General features: G+C 60.6%; 15 protein-coding genes. 6 read left to right on the top strand and 9 right to left on the bottom strand.

Annotation, left to right across the window (positions count from 1 at the left end; translation table 11 throughout):
- The first annotated feature begins 427 nt into the window (after positions 1-427).
- The 6 genes from ACYZT3_RS00325 to ACYZT3_RS00350 all read left to right on the top strand — a co-directional run bounded on the left by ACYZT3_RS00325 (position 428) and on the right by ACYZT3_RS00350 (position 8,056).
- Positions 428-2,455, top strand: coding sequence for a type VI secretion system Vgr family protein (locus ACYZT3_RS00325; protein ID WP_462031266.1), 2,028 nt, complete (start codon positions 428-430; stop codon positions 2,453-2,455).
- A complete protein-coding gene (locus ACYZT3_RS00330) occupies positions 2,452-3,300 on the top strand; it encodes a DUF4123 domain-containing protein (protein ID WP_462031267.1) in 849 nt (282 codons plus the stop codon). The genes ACYZT3_RS00325 and ACYZT3_RS00330 overlap by 4 nt, the downstream gene beginning before the upstream one ends.
- On the top strand, positions 3,297-4,088 hold the full coding sequence (locus tag ACYZT3_RS00335) for a hypothetical protein (protein ID WP_282376259.1): 792 nt from the start codon (positions 3,297-3,299) through the stop codon (positions 4,086-4,088). Before ACYZT3_RS00330 ends, ACYZT3_RS00335 begins: the two co-directional genes overlap by 4 nt.
- Positions 4,089-4,129: 41 nt before the next feature.
- Complete coding sequence (locus ACYZT3_RS00340; RefSeq protein ID WP_282376371.1) at positions 4,130-4,927, top strand: hypothetical protein; 798 nt, start codon at positions 4,130-4,132, stop codon at positions 4,925-4,927.
- Positions 4,924-7,260 (top strand): lipase family protein, encoded by a 2,337-nt coding sequence (locus tag ACYZT3_RS00345; protein WP_462031268.1) that lies wholly within the window; start codon positions 4,924-4,926, stop codon positions 7,258-7,260. The genes ACYZT3_RS00340 and ACYZT3_RS00345 overlap by 4 nt, the downstream gene beginning before the upstream one ends.
- 400 nt (positions 7,261-7,660) lie before the next feature.
- Entirely contained in the window at positions 7,661-8,056 is a 396-nt protein-coding gene (locus tag ACYZT3_RS00350; RefSeq protein WP_462031269.1) for a DUF6124 family protein, read from the top strand.
- Positions 8,057-8,170: 114 nt separating this feature from the next.
- Here ACYZT3_RS00350 and tagQ read toward each other — a convergent pair whose 3' ends face one another.
- The 9 genes from tagQ to ACYZT3_RS00395 all read right to left on the bottom strand — a co-directional run bounded on the left by tagQ (position 8,171) and on the right by ACYZT3_RS00395 (position 22,047).
- Positions 8,171-9,106, bottom strand: a complete 936-nt coding sequence (gene tagQ, locus ACYZT3_RS00355) for a type VI secretion system-associated lipoprotein TagQ (protein ID WP_282376263.1) — start codon at positions 9,104-9,106, stop codon at positions 8,171-8,173.
- 84 nt (positions 9,107-9,190) lie between these two features.
- Positions 9,191-10,918: a formylglycine-generating enzyme family protein gene (locus tag ACYZT3_RS00360; protein ID WP_462031270.1), complete on the bottom strand. Its 1,728-nt coding sequence runs from the start codon at positions 10,916-10,918 to the stop codon at positions 9,191-9,193.
- Positions 10,911-12,107: an ABC transporter permease gene (locus ACYZT3_RS00365; protein WP_462031271.1), complete on the bottom strand. Its 1,197-nt coding sequence runs from the start codon at positions 12,105-12,107 to the stop codon at positions 10,911-10,913. Before ACYZT3_RS00365 ends, ACYZT3_RS00360 begins: the two co-directional genes overlap by 8 nt.
- Positions 12,107-12,823: an ABC transporter ATP-binding protein gene (locus tag ACYZT3_RS00370; RefSeq protein WP_282376266.1), complete on the bottom strand. Its 717-nt coding sequence runs from the start codon at positions 12,821-12,823 to the stop codon at positions 12,107-12,109. Before ACYZT3_RS00370 ends, ACYZT3_RS00365 begins: the two co-directional genes overlap by 1 nt.
- Positions 12,823-15,873, bottom strand: coding sequence for a serine/threonine-protein kinase (locus ACYZT3_RS00375; protein WP_462031272.1), 3,051 nt, complete (start codon positions 15,871-15,873; stop codon positions 12,823-12,825). The genes ACYZT3_RS00370 and ACYZT3_RS00375 overlap by 1 nt, the downstream gene beginning before the upstream one ends.
- Positions 15,870-16,601, bottom strand: coding sequence for a PP2C family protein-serine/threonine phosphatase (locus tag ACYZT3_RS00380; RefSeq protein ID WP_282376268.1), 732 nt, complete (start codon positions 16,599-16,601; stop codon positions 15,870-15,872). The genes ACYZT3_RS00375 and ACYZT3_RS00380 overlap by 4 nt, the downstream gene beginning before the upstream one ends.
- On the bottom strand, positions 16,602-17,255 hold the full coding sequence (gene tagF / locus ACYZT3_RS00385) for a type VI secretion system-associated protein TagF (protein WP_282376270.1): 654 nt from the start codon (positions 17,253-17,255) through the stop codon (positions 16,602-16,604). It abuts the gene before it with no gap.
- Positions 17,252-20,752 (bottom strand): type VI secretion system membrane subunit TssM, encoded by a 3,501-nt coding sequence (gene tssM, locus ACYZT3_RS00390; RefSeq protein ID WP_462031273.1) that lies wholly within the window; start codon positions 20,750-20,752, stop codon positions 17,252-17,254. Before tssM ends, tagF begins: the two co-directional genes overlap by 4 nt.
- Positions 20,749-22,047 (bottom strand): DotU family type VI secretion system protein, encoded by a 1,299-nt coding sequence (locus ACYZT3_RS00395; protein WP_282376272.1) that lies wholly within the window; start codon positions 22,045-22,047, stop codon positions 20,749-20,751. The genes tssM and ACYZT3_RS00395 overlap by 4 nt, the downstream gene beginning before the upstream one ends.
- Positions 22,048-22,052 lie beyond the last annotated feature (5 nt).

Consider the following 22,052-nt stretch of genomic DNA (forward strand, 5'->3'; position numbering starts at 1 on the left):
CTTTCATACAGTCATTGGGATTTCAACAGCATCAAAGATGCTGCGATGAGACTCATTTAATTGAGTTCGTTCTCTATAAAGAGCTCGCGGTTCGTAAAGCCGCGAATCATCACTGAGAATTCATACCCTGACGCTGGCGCCAAGCATGCCAAAAATAAAAAGTGATTAATGTAGGAACATTCCGAAACATTACCGGCATCGATAAATAAATCGTTGAGCGCAAACGGCCAAGTAAAAAAATGTATCGAACACTCTGAATGGGGAAATTTCAGACCTGGCTTCCGGACCCTTCCTACATCTTTCTCTAAATTGCCTTGTTAGCGTGCTCTGCAACTTACATTTGCCCAGGCCAAGTATGGTTTGAGCGTTGCAATTTGTTACTTCTTTCAGCTTAAGGACAAGCTGCTAATAGCAAAAGGATAAGCGTATGTTCGCACCGGCCAATGTTGCCCAGTTCACGCTTTTGATCCCAACGGTTCGCAATGATTTTAAGGTGCTGGCCTTTGAAGGCACTGAAGTCATCAGCACTTTGTATTCGATCCAGGTAGAACTGGTCAGCGAGTACCCCGATTTCAATCTGGAAAGTCTGCTCAACCAACCGGCCTTTCTCCAATTCGGCCTTTACGGCGAAGGGATTCATGGCTTTATCGCAGGGGTGTCCGCGGGTGATATCGGTAAGCGCCTGACCCGTTATCGCCTGACCCTGGTACCGGCGCTGCACTTCTTGCAGTTCAGCCACGATCAGCGGATTTTCCAGCGCCAGACGGTGCCGCAAATCATCGCTCAGGTACTCAAGGGGCATGGCATCCAGGCCGATGCTTTCAGCTTCAACGTCAGAACAAATCCCGAGCGCGAATACTGCACCCAATATCGGGAAAACGATTTCGAGTTCGTCCAGCGGTTGTGCGCCGAGGACGGCATCGCCTGGCATCACCAGCACTCCCGGAAAGGCCATGTGCTGGTGTTCACCGACGACCAAACCTTCTTCCCCACGCTGGGCGAAACCCCTTATCAGCAAAACTCCGGCAGGGTGGCGGAGTATTCGGTCGTCAGCCAGTTTTCCCTGGGTTTCAGCACCCGCCCCAGCAAGGTCATCCGCCGGCACTATGACCTGGAACGCCCGAATCTGTTGCTGGAAAGCCATTTCGCCGCCGAGTTCAGCCCTGAGCTAGAAGACTATCGCTACCCGCTGTTTTTCAAGAGCGAAAAACGCGGTAAACAGCTCGCCCGACAGGCGCTGGAACGGCACCGTACCGATTACCAGTTGGCGGAGGGCGACAGTGACCAGCCGACCCTGCGCAGCGGCCACTTTTTCAGCCTGACGGAACACCCACGCGAAACGTACAACGAGCTATGGCTGTTGCTCAGTGTCACCCACGCTGGAAAACAACCCCAGGTGCTGGAAGAGACAGTCACTAGCGCTGCTGAACCTGAGAATGGTTTTACCCAGGGCTACCGCAACCGCTTCAGCGCGATTCCATGGGACGTGTTTTACCGGCCACCGATGCCCACCCTAAGACCGGCCCTGGTCTGCCAGACCGCCCGTGTCACCGGCCCCGTCGGCGAAGAGATCTACTGCGATGAATATGGTCGCGTCAAAGTCGAGTTCCACTGGGACCGGGCTGAGCGCAATAGCGAACAAAGCAGTTGCTGGCTGAGGGTGTCCTCCGGCTGGGCGGGGGATCATTTCGGCGCGGTGACCATTCCGCGTATCGGTATGGAAGTCGTTGTCACCTACCTGGAAGGCAATCCCGATGATCCGTTGATAACCGGTTGCGTGCCGAACAAGGTCACGTCCGTACCTTATGCCTTGCCCGAAAACAAAACCAAAACCGTACTGCGCAGCCATAGCTCCCCCAGCACGGGCGGTTACAACGAACTGTCGATTGAAGATCGCGCAGGGCAGGAACTGATCTACCTGCGGGCACAACGCGACATCGAGCAACTGATCCTCAACGACAGCCACAGTCTGATCAACAACGACCGCTTCGAGCAGGTGGACAACCACAGCACCAGCCTGATCAAGGGCAAGGAGTTGCACACCACCCAAGGCATGCGAAGCACGGTGATCGGCGGTGATGAGTTGATCACTATCAGTGGCAACAGCAGCACGACGTCCGCTGGCTCGCTGGTGATTCACGCCGGTCAACAGGCGCATATCACCGCCACCAGCGTGGTGATCGATGCGGGTATGAGCCTGACGCTCCAGGCGGGTGGTCATCACATCGTCATCAATGCCGGCGGGATCTTCAGCAGCGTGCCCATCGTCGAGGGTGGCGCGCCACTGGCGGGCATTCAGCCGCTACAGGCGCTACAAGCTCCGACGCGCACTGCCAATGCCGTCATCGCCAACCCAATGTCCATCGTCGCCGGCGCCCGACAGCAGGCGGCGGACTACTGCCCGCTTTGTGAGGCCTGTCTTGCTGGCCAATGCAACATTGGAGACGTCGCATGAGTACGCTTGAACAATGGCTGTTCGATCAATCCCGGTCCGAGCGGGAGCTCTATCTGGTGCTCGACTCGGACGGTCATCTTGACGAGCGCAATGCGTTAACCAAGGAACTGGGCGCCGATCAGTACCGCAATTTGTATGTGGGCACGGCAGCTAATTCAATGGCGCAAGCAGGCCCTGTTCTTTTTCAACTCGGAACCGTCAACCATCCGGTCATCCAGTCGCTGCTCGCCACGCCCGAGCGTCATTGGGGCTGGCTGGCCAGCGCCGCCCTCACGGACCTTGATACCTTGGTCACACATTGGCGCGACCGGTTGGTAGTCGGCGAGCGCCCGAATCTGGCGCTGTATCGTTTCCACGATAATCGCGTACTGGGGCGCGCCCTGAGCCATCTGCAACCTGAGCAGCACGCCGATTATCTGGGGCCGATCGCCAGCGTTTGTTACTGGCACGCCGAGCAATGGACGGTCACGGACAACCCTGACCCCGGCAAACATTCGCTGCCGCTCGATCCTGCCTGGTTGAAAACCCCGACGCCGGAGATTGTCTACGCGAACGTGCTGTTCGATAACACCCGGCGCTACCTCATCCGTGAGCACACCGAAGCCCTGGCCGCCCTCGCCGCAGAGCGCGATGTCGATGACTGGTTGTGGGGCTTGATTCAATGGGTACGTTTGTGGGGCTGGCAGCAACCTGAGCAGGTGCATTTTTTGCTGACTCAATGCTTGAAGGCGCCGGGTTACCTGCCGCTTAAGACATGGCAACCGAAGCCGGAAGAGGACCCAGCGGCGCATTTTGAGCGGGTGTATGAGCAGGTGCTGTATTGGCAGCGGAATGCGCCTGTATGAAAAGGATCTTTCAACGTTTGATCCTCGGCAGTTGCCTTTCCTTGACCTTGGGTTGTTCCGCGCTGGTGAAGTCGGAGAGCTTCACCTTTGTTCCCGATTTTCCACCTGACTTCAAGTACGAACTGACGGCCGACTACGTGCCCGCCAAAGGGCAAACGTGCACCGTGCCGGGCGGGAAAGGTACTCAGCTTGGATTCAACAAGGTCTACATGGAATACGAAGCGACTTCCGAGATCCCGCTTTACAGAACCGTGAGCGGCTGTCCGCTGGCGTTGAACCGTGTGGAGGTCGAGGTGACGGGCATCTTTGGCCCGGAACGAAGTGATAGAAGCACTGACTATGCCGTAATTGCCGTGCGTCCAGAGTTGTTAGAGCGACAAATGGGCACTTTCAACACTGACGGCGTAGGTGAGTTCTTTGGTGAATGCCAGTGGGCATTTCGCACAGTCGGCCCCAAGCGCTACCTGATAAAACTGCTTACTTGCAAAAAAACGGATGAACAGGGAAATGTCGCCCGAGGTCGTCCTTTCACGGCCTACACACTGACTCAGCTACCGGGGAAAACTGTAAGGCTGAAAATCAAGTTGGCCAAAGAGGAAAAACCAGCCATTGGTGATACCTGGAGCAAAGTACCCGGCGGATGGAAACGCTGCAGGGGCGACAGCGTCGAAGACCAGTACGCGTTTTGCTACGGCAATCACGAGGATTTCAGCACCTTCAAGATGTTGGATGAGCGTACTTGCACCATTTACCCGGGCTGCACGGAAAGCAAGGACGAAACCCCATGATGCATCAGAAAGCTTGGTATTGGCGAGGAGCTGTCCCGCCTTTGAAACGAGTCATTCAAAGCCTGACTTTCGGCATTTGCCTTTCCCTGACCGTGGGTTGTTCCGCGCTCGGCAAGTCTGAGAGCTTCACCTTCATTCCAGACTTCCCGCCTGATTTCACGTATGAACTTAAGGCCGTTTACCTTCCCGCCAAAGGGCAAACATGCACCCTCGCGGGAGGGAGAAATGCTCAGCTCGGCTTCAACAAACTCGACATGAAATACGAAACGACTTCTGAGATCGAGCTGTACAGGACAGTTGAAAACTGCCCGGTTGCGTTGAACCTTTTAGAAGTCAAAATCATTGGAGTCATCGGCAGAGATAGCAAGCGCAGTTACACCACCTACGAATTTATCTCAATCGCAGTGCGCCATGAGTTGCTTGAGAAATACAAAGGCGACTTCAACTCTGAAGGCGAAGGCAGTTTTTCCGGACAGTGCCAATGGTTGTTCCGAACAGTTGGCCCCAATCGCTACATCACAAAAATCCTCGACTGCAGAAAAACCGATGCACAAGGCAATGTCGTAAGGGGTCGTCCTTTTACGGCTTACACGCTGGATCAGCTACCGGGAAAAACCGTGAAGCTAAAGATCACCTTGGCCCAAGAGGAGGAGCCTTATATGGGTGACACATGGGTGAAGGTGCCTGACGGCTGGAAGCGCTGCATGGGGAAGGGTTTCGATGACCAGCATGCGTTTTGCTACGGCAATCACAAGGATTTCAGCACCTTCAGAATGTTGGATGAGCGTACTTGCACCATTTACCCAAACTGCACGGAAAACAAAGAGGAAACCCCATGAACGTCGTAGCTTTGGCTGCAAGTGATATTCCATTTATGAAGGGCAATATCCACGCTTGCCCGTTGCGCGGGCATTCGACAAGTTTTCAGCTGGTAGACGAGTTCGGTGATGGCAAGCCTTTCGCCGGTTTGACGTACGAAGTGACGGACTACGAAGACTCCGTTTACACCGGAAAACTGGACTCCACCGGCTCTGCCAAAGTGGAAAACCACTTCTGCGGCCCGGTGTTACTCAAACTGAGCGAGAAGTATCAAGGAGTTAATGATGATTACAGCGAATTAGTTCGCAGGAAGCATTACCCGCTCCCTATTACCGAACTACAAGTACGCGCCGAAAAAACCCGCTTTTCTGACAAATCAGGTATGCGCACTCTGGCAAATCCTGCGAAAGGTCTCGCTGATCCCAATGCCTACTACCAAGTCGAAGTGAGCGAACTGGTAAAGCACATAGCGCATCTGCCGCCCCTGACCTCGCGTAGCAACCCACCCAATATGGCGGTGCACTCGCTGTTCCGTCAGCCTGGCAAAACCAGAGCGCTCACAAAACAAAATGCCAGTGCCCCAGAGGATGGCATGAACGCGGTCATCTCTCAGCTGGACATGGCGAGGGTCGAGTTGGGATTTGAACCGCCTTCATCCAAGTCAAAAGGCATTGCCTTATTGCCGAACAAGCATCATGTGCTGGAAGTACGGCCGATGAGGGCGCTGCGGCCGATGTTGTCGACCAGCAACGAGTTTTGCGCACTCAACCTCTATCAACTGGCACTGATGTCGACGCTGAGTTACACCGATTTTGGTCAAGAGCCGAACACCCAACCCGTAACCACCGACAGCGTGTCATTTCCATCACGGCCGAGCAGCGGCAACTGGTTCGGTCATGCCTTGCCGCAATTTGAAGAGCTGTGGCAAGTCGATGACTCACAGACTGCGAAGTTCTACCCCCTGTATGAAGAGGTGCCTTACTCCAAACGTCTGGAAGTGGTGCCGTTCGATCCGCAGTTGTATCCAGAGGTCAACGACCCTGAACTAGGCGATGCGCAGGAAAACCCGGCGAGGCTGCACTTCCTTGATGATCGCAACCAAGAAAACGAGACCGACACTCAGGCCTTCATCAGCCATCACGACGAGTTGATATTGGTCAGTGTCAGAGGAACCAGTGAAAAATTGCCCGACGCCTGGCTTGATGCGGATGCCCACCAAGTACCCTTCGAGGAAGGGGATGGCAAAGTGCACAACGGTTTTTATCGGGCCGCGAAAGTAGCCTACCCGTTTGTTGTGAAATACCTGGATAAGTTCTTTAGCGGACAAAAAGTGGTGGTTACCGGGCATAGTCTGGGCGGAGCGGTGGCGCTGATCTTGTCTGAGATGTTGCGACGCGACAAACGATTTACGCCAGACATCGTGCTTTACACCTACGGCGCCCCCCGCGCCGCCGACTCAACCTTTATCGAAGCTGCAGAACCGCTGCACCACCACCGCATCGTCTTCCACAACGACCCCGTACCGAGCGTTCCTTCCACCTGGATGAACACGCCGTCCAACCGCGTTCCGGTATATGCCACCCATGGAGCGGTACTTGCCCTCCAGCCGGTCGGTGGTTTGGCTTTCTTCATCGGCGGGATCATCAACTTCACGGGTGACCCCTATGGGCATCACGGCAAATTACGACACTTCATGCCGGTGGACTTCGACGATGGACGTAAATCCTCCATTCTCTGGGAACCGGGTTGTAGCACGATCAACGACCATGGCTGCGCCGAGGCGCTGCGACAGATCAATGGCTTGCCCAAGCGTGATTCGTTCCTGCGTCAGATAATAGACAGCGGCCATCACTCGATGGTCGGCAGTTACATTCCCGGCTGCTGGGCCAGCCTGCGCCGCTGGCAGGAAGCGCAGGAGAAAAGACGTTCGCGGGTGACGTTGACGGAATTCGACCGGGTCAGCGCCAACCTGAAAAACGTCAAAGGCCAATTAGAAGCACTGAGCACGAAAATCGAAAGGCAGTCTCGCGCTTATGCCAATCCTCAGAGAGATGCCCAAGACATCAGGGATCTTGAAAAAGAAGTCGAAAATCTCCGGATGACCCAGGCTCGCCTGGAAGCGCCGCACAAGCAGACAGTCACCGTGGCCGATGTTTATGGTAGCCATGCCGACCAGCCCGAGTGGGTGCAAGAAAGCCTGTTACGTTGGAGAGCCCACCCGAAAAATATTGCCCACGATCCACTGGCGATGATCCCGTCCCCCCCCGAAGACAATGACGCAGCTATTGCGGCAATTACGGGCGGTCATGCGGTGGGCAAACCGTTCCATTTGGATATTGATTCGATTGTATAGCGCTCGCCCGAATCAAAAAAAGTGGCAGTGTCGCTGCCACTTAAACACCGCTTGACGGAGCTTGTTTAAAAGCCTTGTAAGTTACTTCCTGAAAGCTACAACACCTTGCGTCGTTGCCTACGGCTACGCCAGAATCCGCCGGCTTGTGCGCCTTGGGGGCGGTCGGTAACTTGGTTTCTGTCACTGCCCATCAGTGATCGGGTTTAGCAGCCCGTGGTAGTTAGTGAGGTGCATAGCGTTTCCTCAGTCAGGTATTCAAATCCCTGCACTTGATGGTGGCTGTGCGTGGGGCGCCCTCGGGCGCGCCGGTTTGCTAACTCCCCGGTCTGCTAACCCGCGCACAGCCGCCACCCTTCGTTTAGCAGCGACGTGTGATCGGCTCCAGATTTGGAGTTAGTCAATGTTCAAAGTCACCCCAAACCCACCAGACACCGACCCAATCTCCCCATACGAAAGCCCCGACTCAAACAAACTCAACGAAGCCGCCGAACGCGCCCTCGACCATCACTTCCCGCCGGCCGAATCAAAACCACCAAAACCCAATGGCCAACTCTTCAGCGTTTGCCGAAACATCAACACCGAAACTCTGCTCGCTAATGCCTCGGAGGATTTGCTATCCATCAGCGCCATCGCCGCTGGCCTTGCCAACGATGTGGACGGCTCACGCCGCTCCGTAGCCCTGGCACTCAGCCGCATGGCCGACGGGGTGCAGTTGTTGGTAGAGCGCGCGCTGGATCATCTGGATGAGCCGGAGATGGCGGCGATTTTCGCCAAGCAAGAAAGCCAAGTGGGCTAACTCACTCCAGAATCTGACGGTGGCGCAAATCAAGGAGAGAAAATACGATGGCGGCGCATAGCGCCAATCACTCCCACGCAACGCGTGGGAGCGATCAAAGACCTACAAACTCAATCAAACATTCGGACAAGGCACCGGTGCCCAGTCGCCCAGGTCCGGGTTTTTGCACATGCTGTTGACCTGAGTGGTGCCGGCGCTGGCGACCTGCTTGCTTTCAGCCTGTTTGGCTTGTGCGGTCTGCAGGGTTTTCTCGGTGGTGACTGCTTCTTTCGGCACGGCTGGCAGCACTGGTTTTTTCGCCGGTTTCACCGCTTTTTTGCTCTTGGTCGGGGTCGGGGTCACGACCGGCGTGGTTTCGGCGGTCGCCACGGTGACCACGTCGGTGCGCTGCACGCCTACTTGCTGCAGGTCTTTTTCATAGGCCTGGGTGTAGTTGTTCAGGTCTTCGTTGGCTTTGCCGTTAACCGCGACGATCAGGTCGTTGGACTCTTTGAGGCCCGCGACGATTTCTACCAGGCGCTTGCGGCCCTCGGTGTCGTTGACGGTCTTGGCCTTGCGGTCGGCGACCAGTTTGGTGAACGCGGTCTGGTAGCACTGCTGCGAAGTCTTGGCGTACGCAGTGCTGCGATCGATGTCGGCGGCGCTTTTGTTGACGTCGGTGGCGTAGGACGCGATGCGCTGGTTGTCATCGGCAATCTGCTTCTGACGCTCGGTGTAGTAACCGGCCGCGCCGCCCGCCAGGGCACCGCCCGCTGCACCGATGGCAGCGTTGCGGCCACGGTTCTCGGAATCGGTCAGGGCGCCCAGCAGTGCACCGCCGACAGCGCCGACGGCCGCGCCGGTGACGACCGACTTGGTCATGTTCGAATCGGTGGCACGCAGGTGCTGCACCGGCTCGTAGCAGTTGGGGTAGTACTCGACCTTGGTGCTCGAGGCGACCTTGGAGGTCGGCGACGTGGCGCAACCGGTCAGTACGGTGCTGAAGCCGACGGCGATCAGCAGCAGGTGACGCTTGGAAAGCGAAGCAAAAGGTTTACGGGAGGAAAGCATAGTTGTGTTCTCTTTTAAGTTTGACCAGCTCAGCACGGCCCACCGCCGCCTGAGTCCCTTCCAAGCTCGCTGTACAACGAACAATCAAGACCGCTGAGCGTTCGATGCGAGCAATTCCTTCAATATCGCCGCCGGGTCGGCTCGTCGTTGCTGACGATAATCACCGACATGGCGAACGAATAACGTCGCGCGCGTGACCAGGCTCTTGCCCAGTACCGGCTTGCGATCCAACTCTTCCTTGATGCGTTGAAACTGCGCCTGGATCACGGCATCGGTGTAGCGCGTGCCGGTTGCCAGGTTGTCGATGTAGATCGCCACCGCGCCGTCCAGCGCGCTGCGGCCGTTGTCGATGGCCGTGGCGAACAGCTTGGCGCTGGCCTCGTCCTTGACGTCCACGGCCTGCTGGCGACTCTTCTGCAAATTGGTCAGGCGAATGTTGTAGTTGTTGATGGTCTCGGCCACCAGGGCCGCTGACTGGATCAGGTTGCCGGCCGCTTCCTCGCGCTGCTGGGCGATGAGCGAGACGTTGCGCTTGAGCTCTTCGTTGACCAGCCCCAACTCGGCTTGCAGGCGTGGGTCGACACTGGCGGCGATGATGCTGTCCAGGCGTTTGGTCGGGTCCTGGGCGTCGTCGATAGCATCGGTCAGCGAAGCCAGCCGACCTTCTTTCTGCCATTGGGCGAACAGTTCCTTGTAGCGCGAACGTGGCGCCGACAACGCGCCAATCGCGACCCGGAACCCGGTGGTTTCGTTGCTTTGTTCGGTGCCGTCGGCGGCGAACAGCGGGTACTCGCGGCGCATCCCGGTGAACAAGGTGCCCTCGCCTTCCAGGTAGTTGCCGCCCTTGACCACGAAGCCGCCGTAGGTGCCTTGGCGGCGTCCGGCGTGCACGAGTTGGAAGGACTCCTGGACCATCTCGGCGGCGTTGCCGATCACGTCGAACAGGCCAATGGGGTTTGGCAGTTTGGTACCGATCGGCATCAGCCGCGCGGCCTGGCCGGTGCCGCCGGCGACCTGGTTGAAGACCGCCCAGTCCGCCAATGGGCCGTCGCTTTCGCTGCCTTCCAGACGACGGGGAAACAGGCGCCCTTCCAGGTCCTGACGGCTAATGGCCTGCCCGCCACGGGCAGCAAATTCCCATTCAACCTCGGTCGGCAAGCGCACAAACCCCAGCCCGCCCTCTTCAGCCGAGGTGCCGCGACCGCTCACCGGTAGAAGGTCCTTGTGGTATTTCATCAGCCAGGCGCTGTACACCGCCGAGAAGCGTTCGGCCTCGAATCGCGATAATTTCACCTTGGGCAAACGCCCGGCCATGCCTTGCGGCGCTTCGGCTTGCAATGCCTCGCAGGCCGGCGCCGGCTCGCCGCTGGCCAACGATTGCGCCTGGGCCATGACCTGGGCGTATTGGCGGGCGGTGACTTCGTATTTGCCGATGAAATAGAGCATCGGTTTAAGCGGGGTCTTGGTGTCTGTCTTGGGCATCAACGGGGAGAGGGTCTTGCCCCAATCCTTGGGCAGATCCTTGAGGGTGAACTGGCCGTTGATAAAGTCCCGGCGGTAACCGGAGATGAACGACTGTTGATAACCGGCCTCGTCCTCACTGAATGGATAGCCGAGGCTGATCTCGCGGTCGTCCAGAGTGCCCTGGGCCAGGATGTAGACGTAACGGAACACCATCTGCCCTTCGCACGGCAGCGGCAGGCTGACGTCATCGGGCAACGGCTTGGGGTTGTCCAGTTTGTCTGTGCTTTCATCAGCCCAGACCATGCTGGCCAGGCTCAGCGCCACAGCGGCGCCCAGTAACTTATACATCTCGGATTCCTTCAAACGCCTGGATACGCGCCACTCGCCAGCCACCACAGGCCGCTGCCACGGCGCTGACGCCAAGCACGGCCATCAGGGCCAACGCGTAGTGACGCGCCAGCAGATGGCTGGCGTACTCGCCTGGCATCTGCACAAATAAATGGTTCAGGCCCGATTGCGCCAGGCCATACAGCCCGGCACTCAACAGGGCGGCAAGGCCGGCGCTGTACAGCGCCTGCAACACCACAAAAAAAAGCAACGCCGCCGTGGAAAACCCCAGCAGGCGCAACACCGACAACTCTCGGCGCTTGCGCTCGACCGCCGCCAACGCGCCGGAAAAAATCGCCGCGAACGCTCCCGCTAAAGCCAATCCGGCGATGATCCAGAACACGATCGACAGATTACGGCTCAGCGATTGCACCTGGGCGATGGTCTGGGCCTGGGTCGAGACCAGCAGGTTCTGCGCAGCGAAGTACTGGCGCAGCGGCTCGACATCCTTGAGGCTGCGGGCGTACAGGCGAAACGCCGGATACACCCGCTGCTCCGTTACGCCCACCGCATCACCTGGCCAACCTAACGCTGGCACAGCGCGGCCGTCCCGGTAATCTTCAGCCGCTTCCAGTAACGTCAATGGCGCGAATAATCCGTCCCGGGCGAAGGCTTCCAGCGGCAGTACGTGCAGCACCTGCACGCGAGTGCGCTGCGCCTCGCCACGACCGGACACCTGCCGGCCGAAACCGGCCTGCAGCCAATCACCGGCCTTGGCCCCGAGCTTTTCGGCGGCGGTCTGGCTGAGCAGTACCTGATCCAGCCCTTGGGGCACCGGAAGACTGCCGAGCAAGGGGTCGTTGACGGCGGTGGGGATCATTTCGACGGTCACCGTCGCAGCGTCAACGGTCAGGTCCGCCGTCGCGGCAATCTGCCGGGTGCGCGGCAAGGCGAAAGCCACGTCGCTGCGCTGGCTCAATTGTTCGATAAACGCGGCACTGAACCGGCCGCCGCCCAGGGGGATGACTTCCCGGGTGGCCGGGTCGTTTTCCAAGCGTTCGGTCAAACTGCTGACCAGGCCGAATTTCAAGCCGAACAGCACCAGCAGCGGCGCGACCACCGCCACCAGCGCCAGCACCGAACAGGCCGACAGCCACGCATCGTTGCGGTAATCCTGCCAGGCCAGGGAAGCCACCAACGCGTTGCGCATCAGCAGGCCTCCCCGAGGGTGGCGGTGACACCGCCATCGACGTCGCGACGACAACTGATGCGCCGCACCTGCAAACCGCTGGCGCGGGCCAGCGACTCGTCGTGGGTGGCGACAACGCAGCACACGCCGTGTTCGCGGGCCTGGGTCACCAGCAACTGCATCACTCGTTCCGCATTCAGCGGATCGAGGGCGGCGGTCGGTTCATCGGCCAGCAGCAGGCGCGGCCCATGGGCCAGGGCGCGGGCGCAACTCACCCGTTGCCGTTGGCCGACGGACAAGTCGCCCGGCTTTTTGCCCAGTTGATCGGCGATATCCAACGCCCCGGCCAGGCGATCCACGCTGCCGTCGTCTTTCAAGCCGAGCAGTTTGCGCGACAGGTCGATGTTGCCGCGCACGTCCAGAAAACCCAGCAGGCCGCCGGTTTGCAGCACGTAGCCCAAGTGCCGGCGACGCAGGTCCGCCAAGGCACTTTGAGCATCTGCGCGCCACAGCCCGGTAATGTCCGTCCTGGTTTGGTCGGGCGCAAAATCAAACTGCCCGGCCTGATCCGGAGCCAGCACCAGCGCCAGCAAATCCAGCAACGTGCTTTTGCCGCAACCACTGGGACCGACCACCGCCAGTTGTTCACCGGCACGCAGTTGCAGCCGTGGAATCACCAGGCTGTAGCGCTGGCTGCCGGCGCCCCGGCTTTTGTGCACCGCGCTCATGTTCAGCATCACGGCAGCGTCGACAACGGAACGCGGTACAAGGCATCACCCGGTTCGGCATCGCCGAAACGCACCCAGTTGGCCAAGTCGTTGTGGAAGGTTTCGTAGAGGCGGATTTTCGAATCCAGCTCGTCGATAAAGTCTTCCTGCTCCGCCACGCTCAGGGAAAGCCACAAGTCCTGAGTCATGTTCAACGACTTGCTGCGGTATGGCAGCCCTTCCAGGTACTCACCCAGAACCCCGCCATCGGCCAGGTTGCCACCCTTGCGCAAGGCCGAAGGATCGCGGCTCATGTAGGCACTGGCGCTGGCGATTTCCTGGAAGAAATTCTTCGGCGAGGTCTGGGTCTTGCGAGCGGCATCGACGATCAGTTTCAGCGATTGCTGCAAGTCGTTGAGCTGCAATTTGGTCAGCATCACGCACACCTGGAACGCCGGCAGTGCCGAGTTGGTCAGGTCGCGGTCGGCGGTCCAGGCGCTGACCAGTTGCGGTGCGTGGCTGGCGGCTTTACGCCCCAAAAAGTCCATGTGCATCGCATAGCCGACGGCCGCCGATTTGTCGGTCAGGCTCGGCGCTGCGCTCAGCAGTGGCACGGTTTGCGGCGTGTTGCTGCGCACCTGATGCACCAGGTCTGCAAACACCGAACCGATCTCGTCCACCCGCTGACCAAACTTGCGCACATCGGCGCCCGGTACCGGAATGTACAGGTCGCCGATCTGCGGGTTGGCGTCGGCGGTCAGGGTGCGGTATTGGCTTTGCGCACCGCCGTGGGTTTTCTTGCCGGCGTCGCTGAGCAGGTGCAAGGCGTAGATCTTGATCTGCTTGCCCAGCGCAGCTTGACGCACTTCAGCCTCGTTCATTTGCGTGGCGGCGTACGGGTCGTTCTTGCGCAGGGCGCCAGCATCGGTGACCAACAGAATCAAGCGCCCGCCATAACCGGACCAATCCATGCCCTCGACCGCTTCCATCACACCAGCAAACGCATCTTCGTTGAACGTATGGCTCGAGACCGTGGACGCCTTGACCTGCCGCGCCAGGTCCATGAAGCGCTGTGGGTCGCGTCCCTGTTCCAGGGTGATCAAGGTTTTGGCGACGTATTCCAGGCCAGGGGTTTTCTGGGTGCTGCTGCGAAACCCCACCAGGCCGAAGCTGACGCTATCCTGCTCGCCGCGCTCGGCGATGCGGGTTTGCAGCTCGTGTACGACGTCGCGCACCTGATCGATGTAGGGCTGCATGGACACGGTGGTATCGACCACCAGCACCACGGCGGTGCGGAACGCGTCGGCATTGGCGGTGCTGATTGGCGTGTTGTTGGCAGCGACCTTCGGAGTATTACCGGGGTCGATGGACGCCACGTTCAGCAACTGCACCGGCAGGCCGTTTTCATCGAAGCTCTCGCGCGAATCGAAGATCGGCAACAGGTAAAACTGGTTCTGCGGCACCGCGCTGGCGGCCGGTTCCAGGGCCAACACTTGTTGATTGTCTTCGTGGTTCTGCTGGGTCTTGAGCAGCAGGTTTTTTGCCGCCGACGGATCGGCCAGCAGCTTCTCCACGTCGCCGGGATGACGCAGAAACATCACCGGCGCGCGGCCGGAGCGTTCAGTGAACTTGAGCACCAGGCTTTGCTTCCAGTCGCTGACCTGCGCGGCCGGCAACCAGCCGTCACTGCGCCCGTCGGTGGCGGCGCCGACACGCAGCCACGGGCTGCCATTAACCTCTTTGCGCTGATAGACGTAAAGCACGGAAAACGCCGGCAAGACCTTGCCAGGCGCGGCCCCCGCTTCGCTGGCGAGCTTCGCACCCGGCTTGCTGAGCACCCGCTGGAACAAGGTTTTTTTGCCGGCCATCAGCAGCGGACGCTGACCGCCATCGACCTCCGTCGCCGCCACGGCGGGCAGCGTATTGACCGGGGGTGTAGGGGTCGGCGGTGCTGAAACCACCGGCAGCTTCACGTCGGCATCGACTTCAGCATCACTGCCCAGCCACCAGTAACCCAAGCCGCCCAAGGCCAGCGCCACGGCCACCGCGACGGCAGCGAGTGCGAACACGGGGCCCTTTCGCTGCTCCGAGATCGAGGACTGCGGCGTCGGCTTGACGGTCGGCGGAACTGGCGTGGATCGGGGTTGTGGCTGCACGGGGCCGCTGGGTATGTCGATAGACACTGGCGTCAATCCCGCCAGGTCATCGCCGGTCGATTTCGGCGACACCGGAATCGGCAACGGCTGGATCAAGGTCGCTTCAACTTCAGCCGATTCCTTGGGCAAATTATCCAACGCCTGCAACAACGCCGCTGCATCCGGAAAACGCTCCGCCGGATCCTTGGCCAATAGCTTGCGCAGCACGTCCTGATAACGACCGTGGTGCACCGGCAGCTCCGGCAACGGTTCGGTCAAATGCGCCAGGGCCGTGGAGAGCGCGTCGTTGCCGGTGTACGGCAGCTTGCCGACAAGGATTTCGTAAAGCACCACGCCCAGGGCATAAAGGTCGGCCCGGCCGTCAATGTCCTGGCCGCGCGCCTGCTCCGGGCTCATGTAGCTGGGCGTGCCGACGGCGAAACCGGCCTGGGTGAACTGGGTGCGGTCGTCCAGGGACTTGGCGATGCCGAAGTCCGAGAGCACCGCCGTGCCATCAGCACGGAACAGAATGTTCGCCGGTTTGACGTCGCGATGAACCAGCCCCAGCCCATGGGCATAGCCCAGAGCCGAGGCGATCTGGCGGATGTAGATCAGGCCCTGCTCCGGCGTCAGGCCGGCGGCGATGCGCTCCTTGAGCGTGCCATTGGGCAGGTATTCCATGGCCATGTAATACAGCTCACCGACATTGCCGATGTCATGGATGGTGACCGTATGCGGGTGAGACAGGCGCGCCAGGGTTTTGCCTTCGCGCAGGAAGCGCTCGCAGAAGCTCGGGTCGGCCGCCAGCGCGGCGGCCATGATCTTCAATGCCACCTTGCGCTCCAGCGAGCGCTGGGTCGCCAGGTAAACGCTGGCCATGGCGCCTTTGCCGATCTCACCGCCGATGTCGTAACCCGGGATCAGAATGTTCGCGGTGAGGTTCATGAAGGCACCTTCACGACGATGACGGTGATGTTGTCCGGAGCGCCGCGCATCAGGCCCAGGGACACCAGGCTGCTGGCGATTTCCCCGGGCTCGTCGTGGCCCAGTACCTCGGCGATTTCATGGTCCTCGACGGTCTTGTTCAGCCCGTCGCTGCACAACAGGTAACTGTCGCCGGGCATCAACAGCAGCTCGACCATCGTCAGCTCCAGTTGCGCCTCGACCCCGATGGCGCGGGTGACAATATTGGCCCGTGGATGCACCCGGGCTTCGGCTTCGCTGAGCAGGCCGTTGTCCTGCAAATCCTGAACGTAACTGTGGTCCCGGGAGATGCCTTCGAGCAGGCCGTCACGCAGGCGATACAAGCGACTGTCTCCCGCCCACAGGCACATCCCGCGCAGGTCACGCGTCGCCAGCACCACCACAGTGCTGCCCATCATGGTCACGCCACGGTTGGCGGTTTCTTCGCGCACGGCGGCGTTGACCCGCAGCAGATCGTTTTTCAGCGCCGCGGCGTATTCATCCAGCGAGCGGCCCACGGTAATGCTACGCAGACTGTCGACAATCAGACTGCTGACGTAGTCGCCCGCCGCGTGCCCGCCCATGCCATCGGCGACCACCCACAGGCCGTTTTCCGGCAGGTCCAGGCAAGCGTCTTCATTAACCTGGCGGACCATACCGACATGGCTCTTGCTTGCAGACTTGAACGTCTTTCCAGCGCTTGGACGCATCTACACAACACCTTCTTGGCCGAGCAAAAATTGCGCAAAATCGGCGGCGACAGGCAGGCCCTGACACCGCAATAAAGCGGGGGCGATACGCTCCGAACCCTGGCCCCACCACAGGCTTGCGCCTTCGCAGGCCAGTTCGGCAAGCGCGGTCATTCGCGCCTTCGGGTCGGTGGCATCAAAGCGATGCAGGCCGGCAAAACGGCTGCTTGGCGTGCGTGGCTGGCACGCCGGGCTGCCCAGTGTCTCCAGTCCTGCACCGAAGGCTTCAAAGTTCGCCTCCACGCTCAACGTGCTCAACAGCAATTGCTCAACCTGTTCAAACCAGACATCCGAACCGCCCACCACCGACGCCGGATCAGCGTCGTGATCCAGCAGCACCGCGACGGTCAGCGGAAAATACCGGCCAACTCGATCGATGCTCGGCATCACCACCCCAACGGCGGCCTGCGGCCCACATACACCGGGCCCGACCATAAAGCGCCACAGCGGACTGACCAGATAGGCGTCCAGCCAACGGTCCCCGAGGCTGGTCTGGCTGGCGAGCAGGCCGGCCGCCAGCCACGAATCCCAGGGGCCGATAAAACTCTGCGGCAAGTCACGGCTGACAAAGTCCCCGCGACTGGCCAACTTTCCATAGAAGCCCGGCGTGTTCATAACCGCTCCGGCAAGCTGAAACCGCCGAGCACACGGCCCTTGAACGGGTTGAAGGCGCTGTTGGCCCGCAGCTCATAAGAGGCGCTGGCGCCGTCGACCCGCAGCCGCAGGTTGAAGCGGTCCGGCGCATTGCCGGCCGTCAGATCCGATTGCTCCAGCAGGCGGAACCAGGCCCAGGGCCCGTCCAGGGTGATGCCGGAACGACCGCTGGCCGAAGGCGGCATGATCGAGATCCGCACCACGCCGATGCTGCCGGGGTTGGGCCATTGCATGGCGGTCGGGCGGCTCGGGCCGTGGTCATAGCTCAATTGCTGGCCATCGAGGTCGAGCAAAAACTGGGTGATGGTGGCGTCCATCGCCACTGGCTTGAGTTCGAAGCGCACCATCGGCTGGGTGCCGCCGGAACGGAAAAACGCATCCCGGATGGCCGCTGCCCGCTGGAAGGTTTGCAGCACGCCTGGGGCGATGCCGAGCTTCTGTGCGGCGCCCGGTTGCCAGCGCCAGGCCTGGGTCGAGGTATCCACGTACGGCTGCAGGTATTTACGGAAGTAGTTGTCCATCACCCCGCCCACGCCGAAGAACTGGCCGAAGTCGTCCAGGGTCGCGTCCCGCGCACTGCCCGGCGACATCGGATAACGCCCGGCCAGGGACTGGCGATAGATGTTCACCACTTCGCTGGTCCAGGCCGCGTTCAGTTGATTGCGTACCCCGCCCATCATGCTGTTGGTGGTGGAGTTGACCACCGACTTGACCAGGCCCTGCACCAACGCCGGTTGACGCTCGGCGTTGAGGCTGACCCGTGTCGCGGCCGCTGCGGCCTGGTTCTTGGCTTCGCCGAGCAAGGCGTCGCCGCTGGCACCGACCATGGCGCTGACCTGCACATACAGGGCATTCATGTCGGCCAGCAGGCCGTCGATGACCGCCGGTTCGCCTTCGTTTTTGCTGACGATGCTGTTGAGTTCAGCAAAATGCGCGGTGATTGGATCTTCACTCGCCTCAGGTGTGTTTTGCGTCGCCTGCTCCTGGCCGAGCAAGGTGCCCAGGCGCTCCTTGAGCTTGTCGACCCCACCTTCCACCGGCGCGCCCTTGGCGGCCAGCAGGCGTTCTTCCTGTTGCAGGTCGGTTTCCTTCGCCACCGCCACCAGCAGTTTTTTCAACGGCGAGGTCGGGCCGGAAATCACCCGCAACACATCGGCGGCCTGGGCCACGCTGGTGATCGGCACGAAGTCGATATCAGCCAGCAAGGCGTCCCACTGGCGCTGGTAATCCTGGAAATACAGGCGACGCACGTCGGCGGCCAGGCTGGCGACGTTCTGCTGTTCCGCCTGGTCGTGACCGAGCACCCACTGCTCCTCGGCCAGGGTGCCGGTCTGGTTCAGGCTGGTGAGCAAAAACCCTTGGCGATAACCCTTGGCGGTGAAGAAGCCGCTCAAGGGTTCGCCCAGCGGCTTGCCGCTCTTGCGGCTGAACACCAGCGCGGCGTCGCGCCCGGCCGCTTCGTTGATACGAAAGTCCGGAATGCCGTCCGGCAGTTTCTGCCGCTTGACCCGGTCATAGACACGCTGGGCCACCGGCAGTTGTTGCAACTGTCGGCGCAGGTCGTCGATCAGGCGTGGGTCCAGACGTGCAGTGGGCGGATGGCGCTCGAACAACGCCTGCAAGTGCTCCGCCAGGGCCATACGCTGCTCGGCCGGCAAGTCGCGCGGCAGGCTGCGGTCCCAGTCCAGGGCGATCCACGCCTTGATGAAGTCGGCATCGTAATGCTCGCTGTCGGCGAGCATCAGGTAGGCCTTCAAACCTTCATAAAGGAAGTCCGAATTGCCGCCGCCGTGCAGTTGCTCTTCGATGCGCGTGAGCAAGCGTGGCGCGAAGACCGCGATCAACAGCTTGCGATAGACGCTGCCGGACTCGGCCTCAAGCATGTCGCCCTGATACAGACCCAGGCCTTCGGCCCAGCTCGGCGCGTCGCCGGCCAGGTGCTTCACCGCGTTAAGCAGCGGCAATACAGCGAGCACGTCCCGCTGGGCCGGGCTGAGGTTTTGCACGGTCTGGCCCAGGGGCGCGACTTTCTGATCAACTTGCGCGATATACGCCTGGTTGGCGCGGTAGCTGACCCACCACAAGGTCCCGACCACCAGCACCAGAACCACAGTCGAGGCCAGCACACCCCGGGCGATCCACTTGCGCCGACGTTCGACTTTCGGGTTGACCCCCACCAGCCCACGCTCGGCAAAGGCCACGGCGCTGAAGAGTTTTTCGATGAAGTAACTGCGCCCGGTACCGTTCTGGCGCGCCAAGTGCTGGCGGTCCAGGTTCATGCTCTGGGCCATGGAGCCGATCAGCCGGTCAATCGGGCTGCCTTCCTGGGTGCCGCTGGTGAAATACACCCCGCGCAACAGCACCCGCTCTTCAAAGGCGTTGGGTTTGAATACGCCCTCAAGGAAGCTTTGCAGGCAATCCTTCAACGCGCCGAACTGCTGCGGGAAGCCGTAGATCAGATCGCGCCGCGCCGGGTCGCGTTCCTGCTGCAAACGCTCCACCAAACGATCGTTGAGGCGCTGTTCCAGGCCGGCGAACTCGCTTTGCAGATGGGCCAGCGGGCTGTCATTGCTTTTACCGTCATCCAGGGCAAAGGTCATGCCCCAGACCTGGGTCCGCTCTTCCTTGCTCAGGGTATCGAAATACTCCATGAACCCCGGCACCAGATCGAGCTTGGTCAGCATCAGGTAGATTGGAAAACGCACGCCCAGTTGGGTGTACAACTCCTGGATACGCAGGCGGATCGCGGCGGCATGGACGGCGCGCTCGGCGTCGCTGCCCAGCAGCAGGTCGGAGAGGCTGATGGCGATGAACGCACCGTCAATCGGGCGTCGGGCCCGCTGTTTTTTCAACAGGCCGAGAAAGCCCAGCCACGCGGCTTTATCCACCGTCGCATCGCTGTCCTGGGTGGTGTAGCGCCCGGCGGTGTCGAGCAGCACGGCCTGATCGGTAAACCACCAATCGCAATTGCGCGTGCCACCGACGCCGCGTACCGCCCCGGCGCCCAACTGCGCCGCCAACGGAAAATGCAGCCCGGAATTGACCAGCGCGGTGGTCTTGCCCGAACCCGGCGGGCCGATGATCACGTACCACGGGAGTTCGTAGAGATTGCGGCGCTCGTCACCGCCCAGCCTGGCTTTCTTCAACAGCGCCAAGGCTTCGTCCATGCGCTGGCGCAGGGTTTCGAGCTCTTCGGTCGTGGCGATGCTGGTCGGGTCCGGCGGGGTTTGCGCCGCCAGGCTGCGCATCACTTCGGCGGCCTGACGGCGGGCCTGGATGATGCGAAACACCCGGTAGGCAATCCACACCGCGAACACCAGAACGATCAGCGCCCAGCGCCGACCTTCGGGCACCAGGATTTCGAGCAGCGGCCCGACAAACCAGATGATCAGGCTCAGGGCGATCAGCCCCAGCAGCGGGATGACCCAGCGGATGATAAAACTGAAAAACGCCTTCACTCGACCCCCTCCGCCAATACTGTGATTTCGACCCGACGATTGCGTGCGCGGCCCTCTGTTGTAGCGTTCGAGGCCAGCGGCTCGGTGTCGCTGCGGCCTTCGGCGCTGAAGCGCTCAGACTGGCCGGTCTTGACCGAGAGGATTTGCAGCACCGAATTGGCCCGCGCCTCGGACAAGGCCCAGTTCGATGGAAACCGCAGGGTGGCAATCGGGCGATTGTCGCTGTGGCCGGTCACCCGGACCTGGCCCTTGACCTTGCGAATGGCATCGGCGATGCGCAGCATCAGCGGCTGGAAATTGTCGATGATGCTGGCGCTGCCCGAGGCGAACAGCTCATCGCCACGGATGGTCACCACTGAACGGTCAACGGCGTCTTCCACCGAGATTCGACCGGCCTTGATTTCATCGGCAAGGAAGCCCGCTAGGCGCGGGCGCTCGATCAGTTTCGGTTGCACCACCGGACGGTCGATGGCCTGCACCGGAATTTCGCCCAGGGCATGGATATTTTTGAACACCGGTTCGGCATCGGAAGCCAGTTTCAAGCGCAGGCCGAACAGCAGTGCCAACAGCAACGCCACGCCGATGGCCACGGCGATCCATGGCGGCATGAATTGCGCCAGCCGGTCGCGGGCCACGGTGACGCCGCGCCAATGGGGTGACAGTTCACGCTCATAATCGCCACGGGCGCTGCGGATGACCGCACTGGTGCGTTCACGCAAGGCTTCCAGTTGGCTGCGACCGTCGTTCATGACCCGATAGCGCCCTTCGAAACCCAGGCACATGCACAGGTACAACAGCTCCAGCAGATACAAACGTTCGCGGGGGCTTTGCAGGCAATGTTCCAAGAGCTGGAACACCTTTTCGCCGCCCCAGGCTTCGTTGTGCACGGTGATCAGCAGGCTCTGTTTACCCCAGTCGCTGGTGCCGCCCCACGGCGTACTCAACACCGCTTCATCCAGGGCGGTGCACAAGGCGTAACGGGCCAGCAACACATCGTTGCGCACCACGCCGGCGGCCTCGGCGCGCTCTTCGAACTGGCGCAGGTAGGCCAACAATTGCGCCCGCAGGCTCGCCGGCGCCGGGTGGGCAATGGTGTTGCGCAAGCGGGTCAGCAAAGCCAGCAGCGGGCCAGCGGCGCTCTCCAGGGGATTGAGACCTTCGGCTTTACCGGTCAAAACCGGCGCGGCCGGCATCGAAAGCGGCGCGGGCTGGCCGCGGCCAGCATCCGGGTGGGCCGGAGCGGCGCCACGGCCACCGGGGGTCGGCATGAACTGGGTACGATCGTCATTGCTCATCGCGG

This window comes from Pseudomonas sp. MDT1-16 (assembly GCF_054898115.1).

Excerpts from the sequence above, each read along its gene's own strand:
- ACYZT3_RS00325 (WP_462031266.1), top strand. The coding sequence starts at position 428 with ATGTTCGCACCGGCCAATGTTGCCCAGTTCACGCTTTTGATCCCAACG.
- ACYZT3_RS00330 (WP_462031267.1), top strand. The coding sequence starts at position 2,452 with ATGAGTACGCTTGAACAATGGCTGTTCGATCAATCCCGGTCCGAGCGG.
- ACYZT3_RS00335 (WP_282376259.1), top strand. The coding sequence starts at position 3,297 with ATGAAAAGGATCTTTCAACGTTTGATCCTCGGCAGTTGCCTTTCCTTG.
- ACYZT3_RS00345 (WP_462031268.1), top strand. The coding sequence starts at position 4,924 with ATGAACGTCGTAGCTTTGGCTGCAAGTGATATTCCATTTATGAAGGGC.
- ACYZT3_RS00350 (WP_462031269.1), top strand. The coding sequence starts at position 7,661 with ATGTTCAAAGTCACCCCAAACCCACCAGACACCGACCCAATCTCCCCA.
- tagQ (WP_282376263.1), bottom strand. The coding sequence starts at position 9,106 with ATGCTTTCCTCCCGTAAACCTTTTGCTTCGCTTTCCAAGCGTCACCTG.
- ACYZT3_RS00360 (WP_462031270.1), bottom strand. The coding sequence starts at position 10,918 with ATGTATAAGTTACTGGGCGCCGCTGTGGCGCTGAGCCTGGCCAGCATG.
- ACYZT3_RS00365 (WP_462031271.1), bottom strand. The coding sequence starts at position 12,107 with ATGCGCAACGCGTTGGTGGCTTCCCTGGCCTGGCAGGATTACCGCAAC.
- ACYZT3_RS00370 (WP_282376266.1), bottom strand. The coding sequence starts at position 12,823 with ATGCTGAACATGAGCGCGGTGCACAAAAGCCGGGGCGCCGGCAGCCAG.
- ACYZT3_RS00375 (WP_462031272.1), bottom strand. The coding sequence starts at position 15,873 with ATGAACCTCACCGCGAACATTCTGATCCCGGGTTACGACATCGGCGGT.
- ACYZT3_RS00380 (WP_282376268.1), bottom strand. The coding sequence starts at position 16,601 with ATGCGTCCAAGCGCTGGAAAGACGTTCAAGTCTGCAAGCAAGAGCCAT.
- tagF (WP_282376270.1), bottom strand. The coding sequence starts at position 17,255 with ATGAACACGCCGGGCTTCTATGGAAAGTTGGCCAGTCGCGGGGACTTT.
- ACYZT3_RS00395 (WP_282376272.1), bottom strand. The coding sequence starts at position 22,047 with ATGAGCAATGACGATCGTACCCAGTTCATGCCGACCCCCGGTGGCCGT.